The 17594-nt window shown below is 37.2% G+C and carries 25 protein-coding genes; 22 read left to right on the top strand and 3 right to left on the bottom strand.

Annotated features, from left to right (window positions below; translation table 11 throughout):
* The first annotated feature begins 12 nt into the window (after window positions 1-12).
* The 10 genes from hslO to dusB all read left to right on the top strand — a co-directional run bounded on the left by hslO (window position 13) and on the right by dusB (window position 9116).
* Window positions 13-894: an Hsp33 family molecular chaperone HslO gene (hslO, locus tag MHH88_RS00475; protein ID WP_339260859.1), complete on the top strand. Its 882-nt coding sequence runs from the start codon at window positions 13-15 to the stop codon at window positions 892-894.
* Entirely contained in the window at window positions 878-1843 is a 966-nt protein-coding gene (locus MHH88_RS00480) for a peptidyl-prolyl cis-trans isomerase (protein ID WP_339260861.1), read from the top strand. The genes hslO and MHH88_RS00480 overlap by 17 nt, the downstream gene beginning before the upstream one ends.
* A 152-nt stretch (window positions 1844-1995) precedes the next feature.
* Window positions 1996-2925, top strand: a complete 930-nt coding sequence (gene cysK, locus MHH88_RS00485) for a cysteine synthase A (RefSeq protein ID WP_339260863.1) — start codon at window positions 1996-1998, stop codon at window positions 2923-2925.
* 491 nt (window positions 2926-3416) lie between these two features.
* On the top strand, window positions 3417-4796 hold the full coding sequence (locus MHH88_RS00490; protein WP_339262968.1) for an anthranilate synthase component I family protein: 1380 nt from the start codon (window positions 3417-3419) through the stop codon (window positions 4794-4796).
* Window positions 4793-5374, top strand: a complete 582-nt coding sequence (gene pabA, locus MHH88_RS00495; protein WP_069510859.1) for an aminodeoxychorismate/anthranilate synthase component II — start codon at window positions 4793-4795, stop codon at window positions 5372-5374. The genes MHH88_RS00490 and pabA overlap by 4 nt, the downstream gene beginning before the upstream one ends.
* Before the next feature lies 1 nt (window position 5375).
* Window positions 5376-6215 (top strand): aminodeoxychorismate lyase, encoded by an 840-nt coding sequence (gene pabC / locus MHH88_RS00500; RefSeq protein WP_339260866.1) that lies wholly within the window; start codon window positions 5376-5378, stop codon window positions 6213-6215.
* A gap of 13 nt (window positions 6216-6228) precedes the next feature.
* Entirely contained in the window at window positions 6229-7083 is an 855-nt protein-coding gene (folP, locus tag MHH88_RS00505) for a dihydropteroate synthase (protein WP_339260868.1), read from the top strand.
* The gene (folB, locus tag MHH88_RS00510) at window positions 7083-7448 is read left to right on the top strand and encodes a dihydroneopterin aldolase (protein WP_024362617.1); all 366 of its coding nucleotides are present in this window, start codon (window positions 7083-7085) and stop codon (window positions 7446-7448) included. The genes folP and folB overlap by 1 nt, the downstream gene beginning before the upstream one ends.
* Window positions 7448-7969, top strand: coding sequence for a 2-amino-4-hydroxy-6-hydroxymethyldihydropteridine diphosphokinase (gene folK / locus MHH88_RS00515; RefSeq protein WP_069510865.1), 522 nt, complete (start codon window positions 7448-7450; stop codon window positions 7967-7969). Before folB ends, folK begins: the two co-directional genes overlap by 1 nt.
* Window positions 7970-8075: 106 nt before the next feature.
* Entirely contained in the window at window positions 8076-9116 is a 1041-nt protein-coding gene (gene dusB / locus MHH88_RS00520; protein WP_069510868.1) for a tRNA dihydrouridine synthase DusB, read from the top strand.
* A 290-nt stretch (window positions 9117-9406) separates the two neighbouring features.
* On the opposite strand, the gene MHH88_RS00525 is transcribed toward dusB, so the two are convergent.
* From MHH88_RS00525 to MHH88_RS00535, 3 genes are all read right to left on the bottom strand, one after another.
* Window positions 9407-10606: a tyrosine-type recombinase/integrase gene (locus MHH88_RS00525; RefSeq protein WP_339260871.1), complete on the bottom strand. Its 1200-nt coding sequence runs from the start codon at window positions 10604-10606 to the stop codon at window positions 9407-9409.
* A 33-nt stretch (window positions 10607-10639) separates the two neighbouring features.
* Window positions 10640-11128: an ImmA/IrrE family metallo-endopeptidase gene (locus tag MHH88_RS00530; RefSeq protein ID WP_339260873.1), complete on the bottom strand. Its 489-nt coding sequence runs from the start codon at window positions 11126-11128 to the stop codon at window positions 10640-10642.
* Window positions 11129-11232: 104 nt separating this feature from the next.
* The gene (locus tag MHH88_RS00535) at window positions 11233-11634 is read right to left on the bottom strand and encodes a helix-turn-helix transcriptional regulator (RefSeq protein WP_339260875.1); all 402 of its coding nucleotides are present in this window, start codon (window positions 11632-11634) and stop codon (window positions 11233-11235) included.
* Window positions 11635-11778: 144 nt separating this feature from the next.
* On the opposite strand from MHH88_RS00535, the gene MHH88_RS00540 reads away from it, so the two are divergent.
* The 12 genes from MHH88_RS00540 to MHH88_RS00595 all read left to right on the top strand — a co-directional run bounded on the left by MHH88_RS00540 (window position 11779) and on the right by MHH88_RS00595 (window position 17583).
* Entirely contained in the window at window positions 11779-12000 is a 222-nt protein-coding gene (locus MHH88_RS00540; protein WP_339260877.1) for a helix-turn-helix transcriptional regulator, read from the top strand.
* 30 nt (window positions 12001-12030) lie between these two features.
* On the top strand, window positions 12031-12297 hold the full coding sequence (locus MHH88_RS00545) for a helix-turn-helix transcriptional regulator (RefSeq protein ID WP_339260879.1): 267 nt from the start codon (window positions 12031-12033) through the stop codon (window positions 12295-12297).
* Between the two features lie 205 nt (window positions 12298-12502).
* Window positions 12503-13270 (top strand): ORF6C domain-containing protein, encoded by a 768-nt coding sequence (locus tag MHH88_RS00550; RefSeq protein ID WP_339260881.1) that lies wholly within the window; start codon window positions 12503-12505, stop codon window positions 13268-13270.
* A 1-nt stretch (window position 13271) separates the two neighbouring features.
* The gene (locus MHH88_RS00555; protein WP_339260883.1) at window positions 13272-13496 is read left to right on the top strand and encodes a hypothetical protein; all 225 of its coding nucleotides are present in this window, start codon (window positions 13272-13274) and stop codon (window positions 13494-13496) included.
* Window positions 13497-13513: 17 nt separating this feature from the next.
* Entirely contained in the window at window positions 13514-13744 is a 231-nt protein-coding gene (locus MHH88_RS00560) for a hypothetical protein (protein ID WP_339260885.1), read from the top strand.
* A gap of 40 nt (window positions 13745-13784) precedes the next feature.
* Window positions 13785-14081 carry a hypothetical protein gene (locus MHH88_RS00565; protein WP_339260887.1) on the top strand — a complete coding sequence of 99 codons (297 nt, stop codon included), beginning with the start codon at window positions 13785-13787 and terminating at the stop codon, window positions 14079-14081.
* A gap of 151 nt (window positions 14082-14232) precedes the next feature.
* Window positions 14233-14526, top strand: coding sequence for a helix-turn-helix transcriptional regulator (locus tag MHH88_RS00570; protein WP_339260889.1), 294 nt, complete (start codon window positions 14233-14235; stop codon window positions 14524-14526).
* Window positions 14514-14768, top strand: coding sequence for a hypothetical protein (locus MHH88_RS00575; RefSeq protein WP_339260891.1), 255 nt, complete (start codon window positions 14514-14516; stop codon window positions 14766-14768). Before MHH88_RS00570 ends, MHH88_RS00575 begins: the two co-directional genes overlap by 13 nt.
* A complete protein-coding gene (locus MHH88_RS00580) occupies window positions 14752-14886 on the top strand; it encodes a hypothetical protein (protein WP_339260893.1) in 135 nt (44 codons plus the stop codon). The genes MHH88_RS00575 and MHH88_RS00580 overlap by 17 nt, the downstream gene beginning before the upstream one ends.
* A gap of 76 nt (window positions 14887-14962) precedes the next feature.
* On the top strand, window positions 14963-15136 hold the full coding sequence (locus tag MHH88_RS00585) for a hypothetical protein (protein WP_339260895.1): 174 nt from the start codon (window positions 14963-14965) through the stop codon (window positions 15134-15136).
* Between the two features lie 180 nt (window positions 15137-15316).
* Window positions 15317-17329: an AAA family ATPase gene (locus MHH88_RS00590; RefSeq protein WP_339260897.1), complete on the top strand. Its 2013-nt coding sequence runs from the start codon at window positions 15317-15319 to the stop codon at window positions 17327-17329.
* The gene (locus MHH88_RS00595; protein ID WP_339260899.1) at window positions 17329-17583 is read left to right on the top strand and encodes a hypothetical protein; all 255 of its coding nucleotides are present in this window, start codon (window positions 17329-17331) and stop codon (window positions 17581-17583) included. Before MHH88_RS00590 ends, MHH88_RS00595 begins: the two co-directional genes overlap by 1 nt.
* Window positions 17584-17594 lie beyond the last annotated feature (11 nt).

Raw genomic sequence — 17594 nt, forward strand, 5'->3', positions numbered from 1 at the left:
GACTTTTCATTTATGAAAGATTATTTAGTTCGAGGTTTAGGATTTAATGGGCAGGTGCGTGTTTTCGCTGCTTGTACAACAGCCACTGTAGGAGAAGCACAACGCCGTCATAATACGTGGCCAGTTGTGTCAGCAGCTCTTGGCCGTTCCATGACTGCTGGTGTCATGATGGGAGCTATGTTAAAGGGTCAAGAAAAGATTACGATTAAAATCGAAGGTAATGGTCCAATCGGTCCTATGGTAATTGACAGTAACGCTCAAGGCGAAGTCCGTGGTTTTGTAACAAATCCACATGTGCATTTTAATTTAAACGAACAAGGTAAATTGGATGTACGAGCTGGTGTCGGCACGGAAGGTGCGTTAACGATTGTCAAGGACCTAGGCTTACGTGATATGTTCTCTGGTCAAACACCAATCATATCTGGAGAAATTGCAGAAGATTTTACTTACTATTTTGCAACATCTGAACAGGTACCTTCATCTGTGGGACTTGGTGTACTAGTAAATCCAGATAATTCTATTCTAGCAGCGGGCGGCTTTATTCTTCAACTGATGCCGGGCTGTGAAGAAGAAACAATTGATGCAATCGAGCAACATTTAGCGACGCTAGAGCCTGTATCGAAAATGATTGAAAAGGGCTATACGCCAGAGCAAATTTTAGAGGCTGTATTAGGAGAAGGAAAAGTCCAAATTTTAGATTCAATGCCGGTTGAATTTAAATGTCAATGTTCAAAAGAGCGATTTGGTGCAGCAATTTTAGGTTTGGGTTCGCAGGAAATTCAAGAAATGATTGATGAAGATGGTGCGGCTGAAGCGCAATGTCACTTCTGTTTAGAAACATATCATTTCTCAAAAGAAGAACTAGAAGGTTTTATCGATGAGCTCAACGCGTAATCGGAGACCACAGACATCTTCAACAACCAACCAAACGCCCTTATTGCAACGCCGTTTAAAAACAAAACCGGCTTTAATAGTTATTGCTATATTATTACTAGGGAATTTTTTATGGTTTATTGCTTGGTTAATTCCAAATAAAGGTCAGGAAATTGGTAGCGACGAACAAGTCGCTACCGTTGATGGCGATGTAATAACACGCCAAGACTGGATGATTGCTATGGAAGAACGCTATGGTAAAGAAACTCTCCAAAACTTAGTGAATGAATCTGTTATGGAAAAGGCTGCTGATAAATATAAAATAAAAGTGTCGAATCAAGAGATTGATTTAGAACTTGCCCTAATGCGTTCAGCTCAAGATAAATTCGATACAGCATTGCAAAATCTTTCGGCTGACCAGTTAAAGCAGAAAATTCGCTCGGAGCTTATTTTAGATAAAGTACTAACAAAAGATGTAGTGATTAAAGAAGACAGTATAAAAAAATACTATGAAGAAAATAAAGCATTATATAATACTGACACAAGTTATCGTACAAATTTTATTGAGGTAGACTCAAAAAAAGCTGCTGAAGAAGCGCTAAGTGAACTAAAAAATGGGTCTGATTTTTCTGTGCTGGCACGTGAAATTTCAATTGACAGTGCATCGGCTAGCTTAGGTGGAGACATAGGCTTCTTAACAGAGAAGCAGGGCAATATTGATCCAGCTCTGTTAAAAGCGGTTAAAACTTTATCGGCAAATGAAATTAGTAAGGTATTTAAGTTAGATAATGGCCATTACGGAATCGTGCAAGTTCAAGAAGTAATAGAAGGTCAATCCTTTACATATGACGATGTGAAAGAACATATCGAACGGGAGCTTGCGTTGGAGCAATTGCAACAATCTATAACACCTGAAGCATTTTGGTCTGAATTTAAGGCGACTTGGTATTATGGTGAAGAAAAGAAATGATAAAAGGAAGCCAGAAAGTAACGTACTTTCTGGCTTCAAATAAATATTCTGAAAATATAAGCTTTATTGATTGACAATGTAACTGGAAAATTGATAAAATACAAAATAAGTAAAACCTATAAAATTAGTAGGGATTAGGAGTGGAATAATAAATGAGTAGATTAGCGAACTCAGTAGCTGAATTAGTTGGTAAAACACCAATTGTAAAATTAAATCATGCAACAGGTGAAAATGAAGGTACTGTATATGTTAAATTAGAGTATTTTAACCCAGGGAGCTCAGTAAAAGACCGTTTAGCGTTGGCGATGATTGAAGCTGCTGAAAAAGACGGAACGTTAAAACCAGGTGGTACGATTATTGAACCTACTTCTGGTAATACAGGAATTGGATTAGCAATGATTGCTGCAGCTAAGGGCTATAAAGCAATCTTAGTAATGCCAGAAACAATGAGTTTAGAGCGCCGTAATTTACTGCGTGCTTATGGTGCTGATCTAGTGTTAACACCTGGACCAGCAGGCATGAAAGGTGCCATTTCAAAGGCGGAAGAGTTATCTGCAGAGCACGGATACTTTTTACCTCAGCAATTCACTAACCCAGCAAACGCAGTTGTTCACCGTTTAACAACAGGGCCAGAAATCGTGGAAGCTTTTGACGGCTTGAAATTAGATGGATTTGTTGCTGGTGTTGGTACAGGTGGTACAATTACTGGTGCTGGTAGCGTATTAAAAGAGAAGTACCCAGATATTGAAATTATTGCTGTTGAGCCAAAAGATTCTCCAGTACTTTCAGGAGGTCAACCAGGTCCGCATAAAATCCAAGGGATTGGTGCTGGATTCGTACCTTCTGTTTTAGATACGGACGTTTATTCTTCAGTATTCCCTGTAGAAAATGAAATTGCCTTTGAAGTAGCACGTAAAGTAGCGCGTGAAGAGGGTATTCTATGCGGTATTTCTTCAGGTGCAGCGATCTATGCAGCAATTGAGACAGCAAAACGCTTAGGTAAGGGCTCAAATGTTCTTGCAATCGTACCTTCAAATGGTGAGCGTTACCTATCTACACCTTTATACCAATTTGAAGACTAATTTTCAGACAACATGACATCCTCCTATTAGGGAGTCTTATAGACTGTAGGCAATCTCAAAAAATTGAGAGTGTGCCTACAGTTTTTTCTTTATGGAATAGCTGTGGCGTCAAATTCTGCGCGCAGGTTGATTCCCTTAAAGGGGGTTACTTGCTTTTTATAGGCGGGTTTTAACTATTCTTTGCGCTTTTCACGCAGGACTCGAGCTACAATCAATTAATAAATTCACATACGCATTTTAGCTTGGCAACATGTTTAGAAAAATTTTTAATTATACAGAACGTCCGTATGGAACATCTTTTGAGCAAGAAATAGTGCCATTAAAAACGACAGTATTGGCAAGCGGTTGTAGTAAGAAGTGACGTTAATAGTTATTTATTTTAGAAGCAAAAAAAATTCGCATCTCTGCATTTTTCACGTTAAGATGGAATCACATCATATGATCCAAAGGGGAAGAGCAACGTGAATACATTATCTACGAAATCAGTAAAAATGGACGCAGACGCGTTTTTTTATAGCTATAAAAAGCAAACGACAGATGAAAAAGCCCATGTATTTTTAGAGAGTGGACGTGGGGGGCACTATTCGATCGCTGCTTGGCAGCCATTAGCAACTGCTCAATCAATTGCGGGTGGTTTGCTTATTGAGTGGAGAGATGGCGCTCGCGAAATGTTATACGGGGAGCCACTTGATTTATTAGAACAGTTAGTAGCGAACTATCAATTAACTTATGATGCTAAACTGCCTGTTTTCCAAGGAGGCGCAATCGGTTTTGTGTCATACGATTACGCACGGAAAATTGAGGAGCTGCCAGAACTAGCAACAGATGATTTAAAGGTGCCAGATATTTATTTTTATTTATTTGATTGTTGGGCAGTACATGATGTTAAGACAAATGAAGTAACGTTTATGAAGTTAGCTAACTGTGATGTGAACCTTGAAGAGCGAGCACATACTTGGCAAGTAGCGGCACAGGAAGGTTTGCAGTTAAGAAAGTTCGAAAAGACAAATGCTGTTGAAGTGGTAAATGATGAAAGTGAGCTGCTTGTGTCATTTGCAGGAACGGACTTTGAAGCTGCTGTGAAGAAAATTCAAAGCTATATAACACAAGGTGATGTGTTTCAAGTGAATTTATCAGTCCGTCAATCGAAAAAACTAAATGCTACAGCAATGGATGTTTATGAAGCGTTACGTACCTTTAATCCTTCGCCATATATGGCGTATATTGAAGCCCCTGAATTTGCGGTTGTGTCGGGTTCGCCAGAGCTATTGGTGAAACGCCATGGTAAGGAGTTATCAACACGACCAATAGCAGGAACGCGTCCGAGAGGAAAGTCTGATGAACAAGACATTGCGTTGGCACAGGAGTTAATTGATAACGAGAAGGAGCGAGCAGAACATGTGATGCTCGTTGATTTAGAACGTAATGACCTAGGGAGAGTATCCACGTACGGTACAGTGGAGGTCGATGAGTTTATGGTCATTGAACGTTATTCACATGTCATGCATATTGTGTCAAATGTCCGTGGCGAACTAGCTGAAGGAAAGACCAATGCGGATGTTGTTCGAGCGATGTTCCCAGGTGGGACGATTACAGGTGCACCTAAAATTCGTACGATGGAAATTATTGAAGAATTAGAACCAGTCCGTCGAGGGTTATATACGGGTTCCATCGGCTGGTTAGGCTATACAGGAGATATGGAATTGAATATTGTAATACGAACAGCATTTGTTAAAGATGGAATGTCCCATATCCAAGCTGGTGCAGGAATTGTCATTGATTCTGTTCCGGAAAGAGAATACCAAGAATCTTTAAATAAAGCAAAAGCTATGTGGCAGGCTAAGGCAATGGCAGAGGAGCGAGCAAAATGATTTTAATGATTGATAACTATGATTCTTTTACATATAATCTTGTGCAGTATTTTGGAGAATTTGGACATGAGTTAATTGTGAAAAGAAATGATTCGCTAACAATTGCGGATATTGAAAAACTTGCGCCCGATATGATTGTGATTTCTCCTGGACCTTGTAGTCCGAACGAAGCTGGTGAAAGTCTAAACATCATTCGATATTTCGCGGGAAATATTCCTATTTTAGGGGTGTGTCTTGGACATCAAGCAATAGCTCAAGTTTTTGGGGGGCATGTTATTCGTGCCGAACGTTTAATGCATGGTAAAACGTCTCCGGTGTTGCATGCGGAAAATGGTCTACATGCAGGTATGCCCAATCCATTTCAAGCAACACGATATCATTCGCTTATTGTGGAAAAAGAAAGCTTACCAGCCTGTTTTGATGTGACAGCTTGGACTGCGGAAGGAGAAATTATGGGGATTCGACATAAAGAGTATCCAATCGAAGGAGTTCAATATCATCCAGAATCTATTATGACGGAACAGGGGAAAAAGCTTCTACGTCATTTTATCGAATTGTATGTAGAAGGAGCGAAATAATATGCAGTGCTGGTTGAACGGGACCTATGTAACAGCGGAGGAATTGCGAATCTCACCATTTGACCATGGTTTTTTATATGGCTTAGGTTTTTTCGAGACGTTGCGTACTTACAATGGGAAGGTATTATTTTGGGAAGCGCATATGGAACGATTACAAGCGGCACTTACGCAGTTCCATATTCATATGCCTTATACACAACAGGATTTACTAGCTGTTATTGAACAACTAAATTTAGCCGCCGGTGGGCAAGATGGTTATTTTCGTTTAAATGTATCTGCTGGGGAGCACAGTATAGGCTTGCAACCGAGCGAGTATACACAACCCAATGTAATCGTCTTTCGGAAAGAGTTGCCTGATACTCCTCGTGGTAAGGAAAAAACAGCGCAATGGTTAGAGGTAAGACGGAATACTCCTGAAGGTACTTTGCGTGTTAAATCGCATCATTATGGCAATAACGTTTTAGGGAGGTTTGAAATGTCCTCTTTAGCCATGCAGGAAGGTTTCTTTTTAACAGAGGAGGGCTATGTGGCTGAAGGTGTCACTTCAAATATATTTTGGGTGAAAGATGATATACTATATACGCCTTCTTTAGAAGCGGGTATTTTACCTGGTATTACGAGAGCGTGGATACTAGAACAAGCGCAGTCAGTAGGTATGGAAATACGAGAAGGTTTATTTACTAAAAACGATGTGGAGCAAGGGAGCGAATGTTTTATTACAAACTCTGTGCAAGAGCTTGTTCCGATTTGCAAGTTAGAAGATATTCAGTTGTTAGGCAATAAAGGACCGATTTATTTACGTTTACATGAGGCGTTTATCAAAGAGGTGGAACAACAATAGAAGGAGCATTAAAATGCTAGAAAACTATACAACTCCGTTAACAATTAATGGGATTACTTTAGATTATAACAGTGAAACATTTATTATGGGTATTTTAAATGTCACGCCAGACTCTTTTTCAGATGGTGGGAAATACAATAGCGTTGAGGCGGCTGTAGAGCAGGCTAAAAAGATGGTTGCTGAAGGTGCGAAAATTATTGATGTTGGCGGTGAATCGACACGCCCTGGTTATGAGCGTATTTCTGATGAGGATGAAATTGCGCGCATTGTTCCGGTTATTCAGGCACTAGTCGCGGAAGTACCAGCTATTATTTCGGTTGATACGTATAAAGCAAAAGTAGCGCGTGCGGCGATTGAAGCGGGTGCTCATATTATTAATGATATTTGGGGTGCCAAATCAGAACCTGCCATTGCAGAAGTTGCTGCGGAACTAAATGTACCGATTATTTTAATGCATAATCGCGAAAACAAAGATTATGGAAGTAATTTTTGGGCAACAGCCAAAGCGGATTTAGAACAGAGTATTGCTATTGCGAAGAAGGCTGGTGTGCAAGATTCTTATATTATATTGGATCCAGGCATTGGTTTTGCTAAAACAACAGCTCAAAATATTGCAATGATGCAGCATCTAGCGGATTTAGTGAATATGGGATACCCTGTGTTATTAGCAACTTCGCGTAAGTCAATGATTGGCAATGTATTGCAGCTTCCTGTAGAAGAACGGATTGAAGGAACATGTGCAACTGTTGTTTATGGCATTGAAAAAGGCTGTCATCTAATCCGTGTGCACGATGTGAAAGAAATGGCTCGTGCTGCACACATGGCTGATGTGTTAGTTGGTAAACGTATTTACAAGGAGGAAGCGTAATGGACTATATTCATTTAAAGGACATGCAGTTTTATGGCTATCATGGTGTTTTAGCAGCAGAAACAACACTTGGTCAACGCTTCCGCGCCAATGTTTCACTAGCGGTTGATATGACTAAAGCGGGTGACACAGATGATTTAACGTATACAGTGAATTATGCTGAAGTGTATGCGCTTTGTCGTGATATCGTTGAGGGCGAGCCTTTTAAACTAATTGAAGCCCTTGTTGCGAAAATCGCTAATAGTATTCTCTCTGCTTATCCTGACAAGGTCAAAGGTGTACGAGTTGAGTTGATTAAACCAGATCCGCCAATCCATGGTTATTACAAAGAAGTTTCAGTTGAGATAACTAGAGGTGACTTCTAATGAATGACGTATATATATCAATTGGCACCAATATTGGTGAACGTTATGAAAACCTTCAGCGTGCAATTGAACTTTTGATGGAAAAAGACCAGATAGAGGTTATGCGTATATCTTCTATCTATGAAACTGCAGCTGTAGGCTTTACTGACCAAGCAGATTTTTTAAATATCGCTGTATATATTAGAACAAGCAGTTCTTCTTGTGAAATGCTAAAGATTTGTCAGTCAGTAGAGAATGAGCTAGGTCGTGTTCGGGAGTTTCGATGGGGGCCTCGAATCATCGACCTTGATATTCTACTCTACAATCACGAAAATATTGAAACAGAGAGCTTACTTGTGCCACACCCAAGAATGTATGAACGAGCTTTCGTGTTAGTACCATTAATAGAAATTACGCCTACCCCATCTGGAGAGCAATTGCAAAGAGCACACGAAACGCTGCAACAGATGAATTGGCAAGAGGAAGGCGTAACACTATGGAAGCAATCGGCGGATACGAGATTGATGCCGTCTATGAAATAATGTGCATAAGTTTGATTTGTGGAGAGCTTAATAATAAATGCCAAAAGCATTAACAATACATCTTTAGCAATGACGGGTGAAAGCCCATAGAAGGAGGAAATCGACGTTGAGTCAGACAACTGAAAAGCCGTTTCAAATTGGCGATATTGTCATGGACAACCGTGTCGTATTAGCACCAATGGCTGGTATCTGTAACTCTGCTTTTCGATTAACGGTGAAAGAATTCGGAGCAGGACTAGTATATGCAGAAATGATTAGTGATAAAGGGATTGTTAGTAAAAACGAAAAGACGTTAGGTATGCTATATATTGACGAACGTGAAAATCCCCTTTCCCTACAAATTTTTGGTGGAGATAAAACGACACTTGTAGAAGCGGCGAAGTATGTAGATGAAAATACAACTGCCGATATTATTGATATTAATATGGGCTGTCCAGTCAATAAAATAATTAAGTGTGAAGCAGGTGCGCGTTTACTGCTAGATCCAAACAAAGTTTACGAAATGGTAGCTGCGGTTGTTGATGCGGTGAAAAAGCCAGTCAGTGTAAAAATGCGTATTGGGTGGGACGATGAACATGTCTTTGCTGTGGAAAATGCGCAGGCTGTTGAACGTGCCGGCGCTTCAGCAGTAGCGGTTCATGGTCGTACACGTGTGCAAATGTACGAAGGAAAAGCAAATTGGGATATTATTCGTCAAGTAAAGGAAAATGTCAATATCCCTGTGCTTGGCAATGGTGATGTTGAATCGCCCCAAGATGCAAAGCGTATGCTTGATACAACAGGGGTGGATGCTGTAATGATCGGACGAGCAGCATTAGGTAATCCGTGGATGATTTATCGTACAGTTCAGTATTTGGAAACAGGAGAGTTAAAAGACGAGCCTGGCGTTCGCGAAAAAATGGATGTATGTTTATTGCACTTTGAACGCCTAATGCAATTAAAAGGAGAGAGTGTGGCTGTGCGCGAAATGCGTAAGCATGCATCGTGGTATTTAAAAGGTATTCGTGGTAACGGTAAAGCTCGCAGTGCTATTAACCAAACCGAAACAGCAACAGAATTACGTGCTATATTAAATGGTATTGTGCAAGAATATGAGCAACGTGAGTCTGAAATTTATGTACCAGAGCAAAAAGAAATTATCATATAATGGGATAAGAGGCATCTCAATTTAAATTTGAGATGTCTCTTTTGCTATGATTAATGTAAAAAGTAAATATAGAACAACCTGATCTGCCCACTTTAATTTTTAGAATTATTAATTATTTTAACTCTTGTGGAATTTAAACCGAAACAGATGAATACAGCTTTAAAATTGTGTACAATAGAAATATTATGGACGTAAACGCGGACATAAAGCCCGAAATCCTTTATTTATCAAGTGGTTTCGGGCTTTGTATTTATAAAACGATGCCAAAATGATGCCGAAACCCTAAAAAATCATGTTTTTTGAAGTTCTCTCATCAATTTACCGAATTTTTCTGATGCTTCTTTTTTTCTGTCTTGAGTAACATGAAGATATATTTTTTTAGTTGTATCTTCATCTTCGTGACCTAATCGATCCATGATTAATTCTAACGGTACATCAATCTCTGCTAAAAGAGAAGTGTGAGTGTGTCGGAATGAATGTGGTGTTAGTTGCTTATTGAAATTTGGCATTTTATTCAAAATTAATTTCATGTGTCTATTCACAATTCGTAAATACCATGGATAACCCATATATTCGCCATATAAGCGCGAGAAAACAAAATCAAAATCTTTATAATTCTTCTCATAAATAGTTTTTATCTTTTTTTGATTTAGTTGATGCCCTATTAATAAAGCTATGAGTTCCTCTTCAATATCTATTTTCCGAATTGAACCCTCTGTTTTAGGAGGAGTAAGTTCAAATTGATCAAATTTATTCTTTGGATTATAAAGAGTCTTTGTTATGTTGATGGTTCCTTCTTCAAAATCTATATCAGACCACTTTAATGCTAATGCCTCTCCTGGACGCATTCCTGTCCATGCTAACGTGTTGAAATAAACATAGTCACCTATTTTACCACTCTGATAACAAACATCTAAAAACGCCTTTAATTCATGTTTTTCGAAGTATGTATCGGTGATAGCCTCGTTTTCAATCTCTTCAACTGTTTTTATTCTCTTAGGAACAATCGTGAATTCAGTTGGATCATCTAATAGTATTTTCTTTTCACGAGCATATTTAAATACCTGTTTAGCTGTACCGTGAACATTTGTCAAAGTGTTGTAAGATAATTGCTCGTGAAGATTAAATAGAAACTTTTGATAAACATCTTGTGATATATTTTGAACTTTAACATGCCCAAAACCTTCATATAACTTTTCTAAATGATAATTTTTTGAACGTATGGTGCTATTTTTTACACCACTTTTTGTATAGCGTTCAAACCACTCCTCTCCTAAGTCACGAAAGGTTGCTTTGTTTTTAAAATCTAAATTCCATTTATCTATTTCATATTCCATAGCACGAGCAGCCTTAACAGCATCCTTTTCTTTTAAAAAACCTCTTTTAACAATTCGTTCTCTCTTACCAGTAGTGGGATTAGTACCGTTTTCAATTACATACATCCACCGTTCCTTGCCGTTTTTTAATTCATATTTTTGGATAGAAGCCATGTAATACCCCTCCATTATAAAAGTTAAATCGACTTAAATATATAATTGAATATCTATACTCACTGATGTTAAATGGTTGTTAAAATATTGTTCTAATCGCTTTTCAGCAAACCAATATTCGACATTAAAAGTTTTCTGTATTAAGAAAATAGCTTTTTCCTTGTTTGAAGGTAGAATCATTTTATTTAGCATAAATGTCGGAATACAAGCGTGGTACATGAAATTGTTAGCTTTCCATTCTTGATACTCTCTAAATAAAGGAGGGGATTTCGCTTGATTACCAGAATGCAGAGTCCCGTGACCTAGTTCATGACCAAATTCTTGCCACTGTTCCTCTTTGGATAATCTAGAATCTATAAAAATTACATTACCAATGTTAGTCGAATCATATGGTGATAAGAATAAAGTAAACCCAAGTCGTGACGCGATTACTTTCATGTCTAAATGTTCTGGGTTGGTTACACCGATACTGGTATAAAGGTCTCTAATGTAATCTTCTAAATGAGTATAAACGAAAGTCATAACATCCCTCTTTTGCAAACATATGTTCTTTTTATATTAACAAAAAAATCCACCACAGAAAAGGCGAATTTTTTAATGTCTGGAAAAGTTACACAAGAACGATATCACTTCTTGTTTTCCTGTTGTCTTTTCAGTACTTCATAGAAAACCTCGAATTGTTCTAATGCATCTAACAAATTTTCTGGTTGATTTTTAAAGAACAAATCTTCTCTAGTTAGAAAGAAATCAATAACTTCTTTTTGGTATGCACTTAGATTGTTGTAATCTTCATTAGATATTCCGGCTTGTGTATGTAAAGCATCTCTGTTATTAGTTCTGCCTAGTAGATAATCTACAGATACATTATAAAAGTCAGCTAATTTACTTAAAGTTTCAAAATCTGGTTGAGTAGATGATGTTTCATAACGAGCATATGTTGATCTATTTATTATAAGGCGGTCAGTTAATTCCTTTTGGGATAAACCTCTTTCAGTGCGTAGTTTCCTTAATACATCGCCATATTTCATGCATTACGCTCCTTTCTATTCTATATATTATAAGTGAATTTTTTGCACAATAAATATTTTGTGAAAAAACTACACAAAAAGTATTGACTGTGCAAAAAATGCACGATATACTATGTGTAAGAAATGCACAAAGGAGGTAATAACATGTTTCCGGAAATATTAAAGAAACAACGAAAAGCGTTAAAGTTATCGCATGAACAAGTTTCTAATATGGTGGGAATTGAACGTTCTTATTACACAAAAATTGAGAACGGTCTAAGACCAAGTGTAAAAGTTGCACAAGCGATTGGAAAAGTATTAGGTATAGATTGGACCATTTTTTTTATTGAAATCTGTGCAAAAAATACACAAAACAAAACTGCCTAAACGAAAGGAAGTGTAACCATGGGTTGGAGCATGACCAAGCCAAAACGTAAAAAGAAAAAACCAAAGCAATTTCCATGTAATGAATTCAGGAATATAAAAGGCTCAAAGAGAGAGCGTTTAATTGCTAAAAGAAAATCTAAAGGCTTTACACAAGCGCAACTAGGTAAACTTGTTGGTTGTTCAGGAACAATGATTAGTTCATTAGAGTCTGGCAAAACAAACCCAAGTATTGAGTTATCAATGCAATTGGAATCTATTCTAGAATCGACGTTTTTTGAATTGTTCCCTGATTTATAAAAAACACTTGACACGGAATTTTGGATAATTTCCATTTTTATAAAAAATAAAGTACAAACGAATACCGGTGAAGCATGATTTTACTTTTAATTCCAAAAAAACTTGAAGATAGATACATTACGAAACTTCAAGAAGTGAAATATTTTCCAAAAATGGTAATTAATCAATTTGCTAGACTTTTACTATACCAAAAGGAGGAAATCAAATGAATCAATTACAAATTTTTAAAAATGAATTATTCGAAGTTGGCGCAAAAATAGAAAGTGATGCAATTCTATTTGATGTTGAACAAGTTGCAGTTTCTTTAGGGTTAACAAAAACAGAGAACAAAAATGGCAAGATTTACACATCAGTTAGATGGCAACGTGTTAATGAGTATTTAGGCTTTCGACCACAAGTGGGCGAAAAGAAATCTTGCCCAGAAGTGGGCAAAGGTGATTTTATACCAGAGCCAATGGTCTACAAATTAGCTTTTAAAGCTTCTAACGAAGCAGCTGAACAATTCCAAGATTGGCTAGCAATTGAGGTTATTCCATCTATCCGCAAATACGGTACTTACCAAGTGAAACAAGACCCTATCACATTAGCGCTTGAAGCTGCACTCGAAACTCGTAAATCAGTCCAAACCATTCAATCGGAGGTCAGCGTGGTGAAAGCCGACATCGAGGAATTGAAGGACAACATTTACATTGCTAGTGTTCAGGCAAAAGCGATTAAGAATAAAGTTGGTGAAAAAGTGTATGAAGCACTTGGTGGTAAAGAATCAAACGCCTTCAAACATTTAAAAAGCAAGTTATTTGCAGCTTGTTGGAGAGATTTTAAAAACTACTTTGACATTAGTGAATACCGAGAATTGCCACGCGTTAAATTTGAACTGGGTATGAAATTCCTATTCGCATGGCAACCAAGCACAGAATTGCGGTTAGAAATAGAACATTATAATACGCAATTACAATTAAAGTTGGTGAAGTGATTTGTCAAAAGTAGTCAATTTACTTACAAAAGAACAATTAGAAACATTACAGGATGTCTGTGATGTTATGGATCACGCTATAACAGATAAACAATCTGCTTATCGCATGAAACTTACTGATGAACACGGTACACATGATTATGTCGCTGGTCGTGACGAGTATTTAGAAAGTGTCATGGATTACGTTTTAACAACATTGGGATGCGTATTCCATCAATTAAATTAACGAAAGAGGTAAACAAAATGACTATCAAAAAAATTTCTATTGGTGATGCACAATTTCATTTCGAAGCTTCTATTGTGAATGACGGTGGTTTTGTAATCTCTTTAACAGAATATAAAGAGAATAACCAACGCGATGTAGTCGAGACATATGTTGGTATCTCAGAAGCAAAACAAATGATTGATGTTTTACAAGAAGCAGTTAAGTTCTCAGAAAATCAACCAACAATATTAGGTGATGGAGTAATTTAATAGATTATTAGTCAAAACACACAAAGTTAGGAGGGCTATTATGTTTGATCCAAATTTTATCACTAATATATTTGAAAGAATCCGACTAATCATTCGTGAAGAAATGGAACAAGTTTTGAAAAACATCTCAATCAACAAGTACCCTCACATGTTGAAGCAAGAACATCTATGCGAAATATTCCAGTGTGAACGGAACGCTATTTATAAATTAACAAAAATTGATACCTTTCCTAAGTTCGAACATATACACGGAAGGTATCCAAGAGATTTAGTTTTTAAATGGATTGAACAAAATACAAATCAAGTTAAATCCATAAAAAAGTTAAAAGCAAGTTAGGAGAGGCCAGGGCAAATGGCCTCTGTCAAACTACCAATCTAGTAAGAGGTTGGGGCAAATCAACCTCTTATCTTTATATTAAGTTAACTTGGTCGAAATTGGTATTCGATTAAGGAATATATTCGAAATTGGAATAAAGGGGCAAAAAGATATGGTTGCAGATTTTGCGAAAGTCGGAAAAATGCTAAAAAAATTCCGCATTGATGCAAATATTACTCAGGAGGAAATGGCAGATCGATTAAATAGTACACAATCAGCTGTAAGTAAATTAGAAAGTGGCAGAAAGACAATAGATATTTTCACCTTCGCTTCATGGTTGAAAATTACCGAATCGGAGTTTGCTGGAACAGCAATGATGTTCGGAATGGAAGTAGCGAATGCTCTTACACACTTATCACAAACAGTTCCATCAATAGTAGGAGGGTTTGTTAGTTGGATGCTTTAACAAATTTAAATAACCAAATAGAACGTGAAATTTTATGTATAGATGATCTAACAGAAGAAATTAAAATGCATGCTCGAAAAGGTCAAACAGACATACTAAAACAACTAGAACGAGACCTACATAATTCTTTACAACAACTAGAAAAACTGCATGAGAAAAAAGGATTTTGGGCAACTGTAGCTACTTTGAATAAAAATGGAAAACTACAGAAGGCGGTGAATGAGGTTGTGGAAATGGCTTGATAACTATTTTTACTTACCAGAGGAAAATGTACCAGAGTCACATAAAAAGTTTTGTATCGGTGCCGCGATTACGATGTTAGTTATCGGAGTACCAGTGATTATTACATGTTGGCAATAAAAAAGCTGCTTAATCGCGGGAACGACTAAACAGCCACAACATATACAAGTCCAGTATACCACAAGGAGGTAATAAAGTGGACGAAATCATAAACAATCTTAAAAACGAAGCGAGAGCTTTGTATGAAATATATGCAGTAGATCGTGAAAAAGACATTGCACAAGCGATACATGACATCATCGTTGCAATAAACATTTTGGAACGTAAAGCATACGGTCAAGGCATGACAACAGTGTATGACCTTAAATAAGACGTTTGCGAGTTATCTCGCTCTCGTCAAGCAGTTCATAATCCTCCTCAAATTGGTCTGGTTAGCCAAACACATTATGAGCTGCTTGATGGGATGCCATCAAAATAAAAAACCACTGCGCTAACAGTGGTCTGCAAAAACATTTAATTAAAATCATTCTACCACAGGAGGGCAAGAAAAATGAAGAAAATTGAGTTAGTAGTATTGAAATTACGCAATTTCAAAGGTATTAAAGAGTTGGATATTCAATTAAACGGTGGCAATGCAGAGGTGTTTGGGGATAATGCTGCGGGCAAGACGACATTATTTGATGCATTCACTTGGTTGTTGTTTGAAAAAGATTCTTCCGATAAAGCGAAATTCGCTATTAAAACGTTAGTGGACGGAAAGGAAGTTCATAACCTTGAACATTCGGTAGAAGCTACTTTGCGCATTGATAACGTAGATATTACATTGCGAAAAGTTTTATATGAGGACTGGGTACAAAAACAAGGTTCTCCACAAAAAACTTACGCTGGAAATAAAACGAAAAATTATATCGATGGTGTACCAATCAAAACGCAGAAAGAATATAAAAACCGCATCGCAGAGATCATCGATGAGGATACATTCAAACTCATTACATCACCTTTTGCCTTTAATGAACAGTTGAAATGGCAAGAGCGCCGTAAACGATTAATTCAAATTGCAGGGAATGTGTCAGATGAAGATGTTATTGCTTCTAACCCTGACTTAGCATCTTTGCCAGTAATCATTCAAAATCGTACACCTGAAAACACGAAAGATATGCTTGTCGAGAAACAACGTGAAATCAAACAAGAATTACAATTAATACCAAAACTAGTGAACGAAAATCTTAGCATGAAACCTGAACTGACTATCGATGTGAATGCTCTTACTAAAAAAGTAGCTGAATTAGAATCCGAAATCGATGCATTGAAAACACAACGTCATAACGTTCTGAATGGTGCTGCTGTCCTTGAAAAACAGAAGCAATTACAAGAACTAGATATTGAATTAAGTAAGTTAAAACAATCATTCGAAACTGATAGCATGCAGGAAGTCTTTAAACTTCGGGCAAGAGTACAAGAATCTCAAGGGAATGTTCAAATTATCCAAGGTGAGCTTACGCAACTACAAAATCAAAAGGCTCAAAAAGAATCGTATCTAAATGCAAATGTTAATAAATTCGATAATTTAAAGAAATCACGTGAAAAGTTAGTTGAAAAATGGTACGAGATCAACAACAAAACATTCGAAAATGAACATGAATGTCCAATGTGTAAACAATCGTTGCCAGCTGAACATGTTCAGGAAGCTTTAGCTAAATTCAACGAATCGAAATCGAAAGAATTAGCTGAGATTGATTCGCAAGGAACAGCTATAAAAAAAGAGTTGGAAGAGAGTACTCAACAACAAGAATACTTAAATAATGAGATTTTTCATTATGGAATGGAACTAGAAAAAGTTAATGAGAAATTGGATAGTGCTCAAAAAGAATTATCCAAATTTACAACTAAACTACAACAAGCTCAATCAGCTGTTCCAGATGTAACAAAATCAGATGGCTATCAATCAATAATGTCTAAAAAGCAGTCATTATTAACTGAAATACAACAATTAAATGAGCACGCTCACGAAGCTGTATCTAGTATTGACGCATCAATCAGCGAACTTAACCAACAAAAACAATCTATAAACACTGAAATTGCACAATTTGCAAACATTGCCGCAATCGATAAGCGTGTAAAAGAGTTAGAAGAAAAACAGGTTAAGTTAGCTAAAGAATTTGAGGTTTTAGAAAAGCAAATTTTCACTATCGACATGTTCATTCGTACGAAGGTGAAAATGCTTGATGAACGCATTAACAGCAAATTTAAATATGCTCGCTTCAAGTTATTCCATGACCAGAATAATGGTGGTCTTGAAGAAATCTGCGAGACACTTTATGAAGGTGTACCTTACTCGCAAGGTCTTAACAACGCTGCTCGAATCAACGTAGGTCTAGATATTATCAATACACTTTCAGCTCATCATAGTGTACTGGCTCCGATATTTATCGACAATGCAGAAGCTGTGACGAAATTAATCGATTCAGATTCCCAACTAATTGCATTGACTGTATCAGAAAAGGACAAGCAGCTACGTGTAGAGGTGAAAGATCAACAACCAATGCTTAAGGAGGCAATTTAATGGCTAAGACATTCAATATACAAGAAAGTATCCGTCTACAAAAACAATATTGTGAAAATACTGGGGCTCCTCACTTTGCCCCTAAATCGGGAGTTTGCTGGAAGTGCAACAAAAACATATATGAAGAACTACCGAAGGTATATCACCAACTTGATGGTTCAACAGAAACTATCATGTGCGGTATCTCTACTGAAGAAGCAGAAAACCAATTAGTTACAGGTTGCCCACACTGCAACCGTAGCTATTGCGAATAAAAGGAGGCAAT

Source organism: Lysinibacillus sp. FSL K6-3209, assembly GCF_037976175.1.
In the GTDB taxonomy this organism is placed as follows: Bacteria; Bacillota; Bacilli; order Bacillales_A; family Planococcaceae; genus Lysinibacillus; species Lysinibacillus sphaericus_D.

Bases quoted from the DNA above. Each gene is read 5' to 3' on its own strand.
- hslO (WP_339260859.1), top strand. From the start codon at position 13: ATGAAAGATTATTTAGTTCGAGGTTTAGGATTTAATGGGCAGGTGCGT.
- MHH88_RS00480 (WP_339260861.1), top strand. From the start codon at position 878: ATGAGCTCAACGCGTAATCGGAGACCACAGACATCTTCAACAACCAAC.
- cysK (WP_339260863.1), top strand. From the start codon at position 1,996: ATGAGTAGATTAGCGAACTCAGTAGCTGAATTAGTTGGTAAAACACCA.
- MHH88_RS00490 (WP_339262968.1), top strand. From the start codon at position 3,417: ATGGACGCAGACGCGTTTTTTTATAGCTATAAAAAGCAAACGACAGAT.
- pabA (WP_069510859.1), top strand. From the start codon at position 4,793: ATGATTTTAATGATTGATAACTATGATTCTTTTACATATAATCTTGTG.
- pabC (WP_339260866.1), top strand. From the start codon at position 5,376: ATGCAGTGCTGGTTGAACGGGACCTATGTAACAGCGGAGGAATTGCGA.
- folP (WP_339260868.1), top strand. From the start codon at position 6,229: ATGCTAGAAAACTATACAACTCCGTTAACAATTAATGGGATTACTTTA.
- folB (WP_024362617.1), top strand. From the start codon at position 7,083: ATGGACTATATTCATTTAAAGGACATGCAGTTTTATGGCTATCATGGT.
- folK (WP_069510865.1), top strand. From the start codon at position 7,448: ATGAATGACGTATATATATCAATTGGCACCAATATTGGTGAACGTTAT.
- MHH88_RS00525 (WP_339260871.1), bottom strand. From the start codon at position 10,606: ATGGCTTCTATCCAAAAATATGAATTAAAAAACGGCAAGGAACGGTGG.
- MHH88_RS00530 (WP_339260873.1), bottom strand. From the start codon at position 11,128: ATGACTTTCGTTTATACTCATTTAGAAGATTACATTAGAGACCTTTAT.
- MHH88_RS00535 (WP_339260875.1), bottom strand. From the start codon at position 11,634: ATGAAATATGGCGATGTATTAAGGAAACTACGCACTGAAAGAGGTTTA.
- MHH88_RS00540 (WP_339260877.1), top strand. From the start codon at position 11,779: ATGTTTCCGGAAATATTAAAGAAACAACGAAAAGCGTTAAAGTTATCG.
- MHH88_RS00545 (WP_339260879.1), top strand. From the start codon at position 12,031: ATGACCAAGCCAAAACGTAAAAAGAAAAAACCAAAGCAATTTCCATGT.
- MHH88_RS00550 (WP_339260881.1), top strand. From the start codon at position 12,503: ATGAATCAATTACAAATTTTTAAAAATGAATTATTCGAAGTTGGCGCA.
- MHH88_RS00560 (WP_339260885.1), top strand. From the start codon at position 13,514: ATGACTATCAAAAAAATTTCTATTGGTGATGCACAATTTCATTTCGAA.
- MHH88_RS00565 (WP_339260887.1), top strand. From the start codon at position 13,785: ATGTTTGATCCAAATTTTATCACTAATATATTTGAAAGAATCCGACTA.
- MHH88_RS00570 (WP_339260889.1), top strand. From the start codon at position 14,233: ATGGTTGCAGATTTTGCGAAAGTCGGAAAAATGCTAAAAAAATTCCGC.
- MHH88_RS00590 (WP_339260897.1), top strand. From the start codon at position 15,317: ATGAAGAAAATTGAGTTAGTAGTATTGAAATTACGCAATTTCAAAGGT.
- MHH88_RS00595 (WP_339260899.1), top strand. From the start codon at position 17,329: ATGGCTAAGACATTCAATATACAAGAAAGTATCCGTCTACAAAAACAA.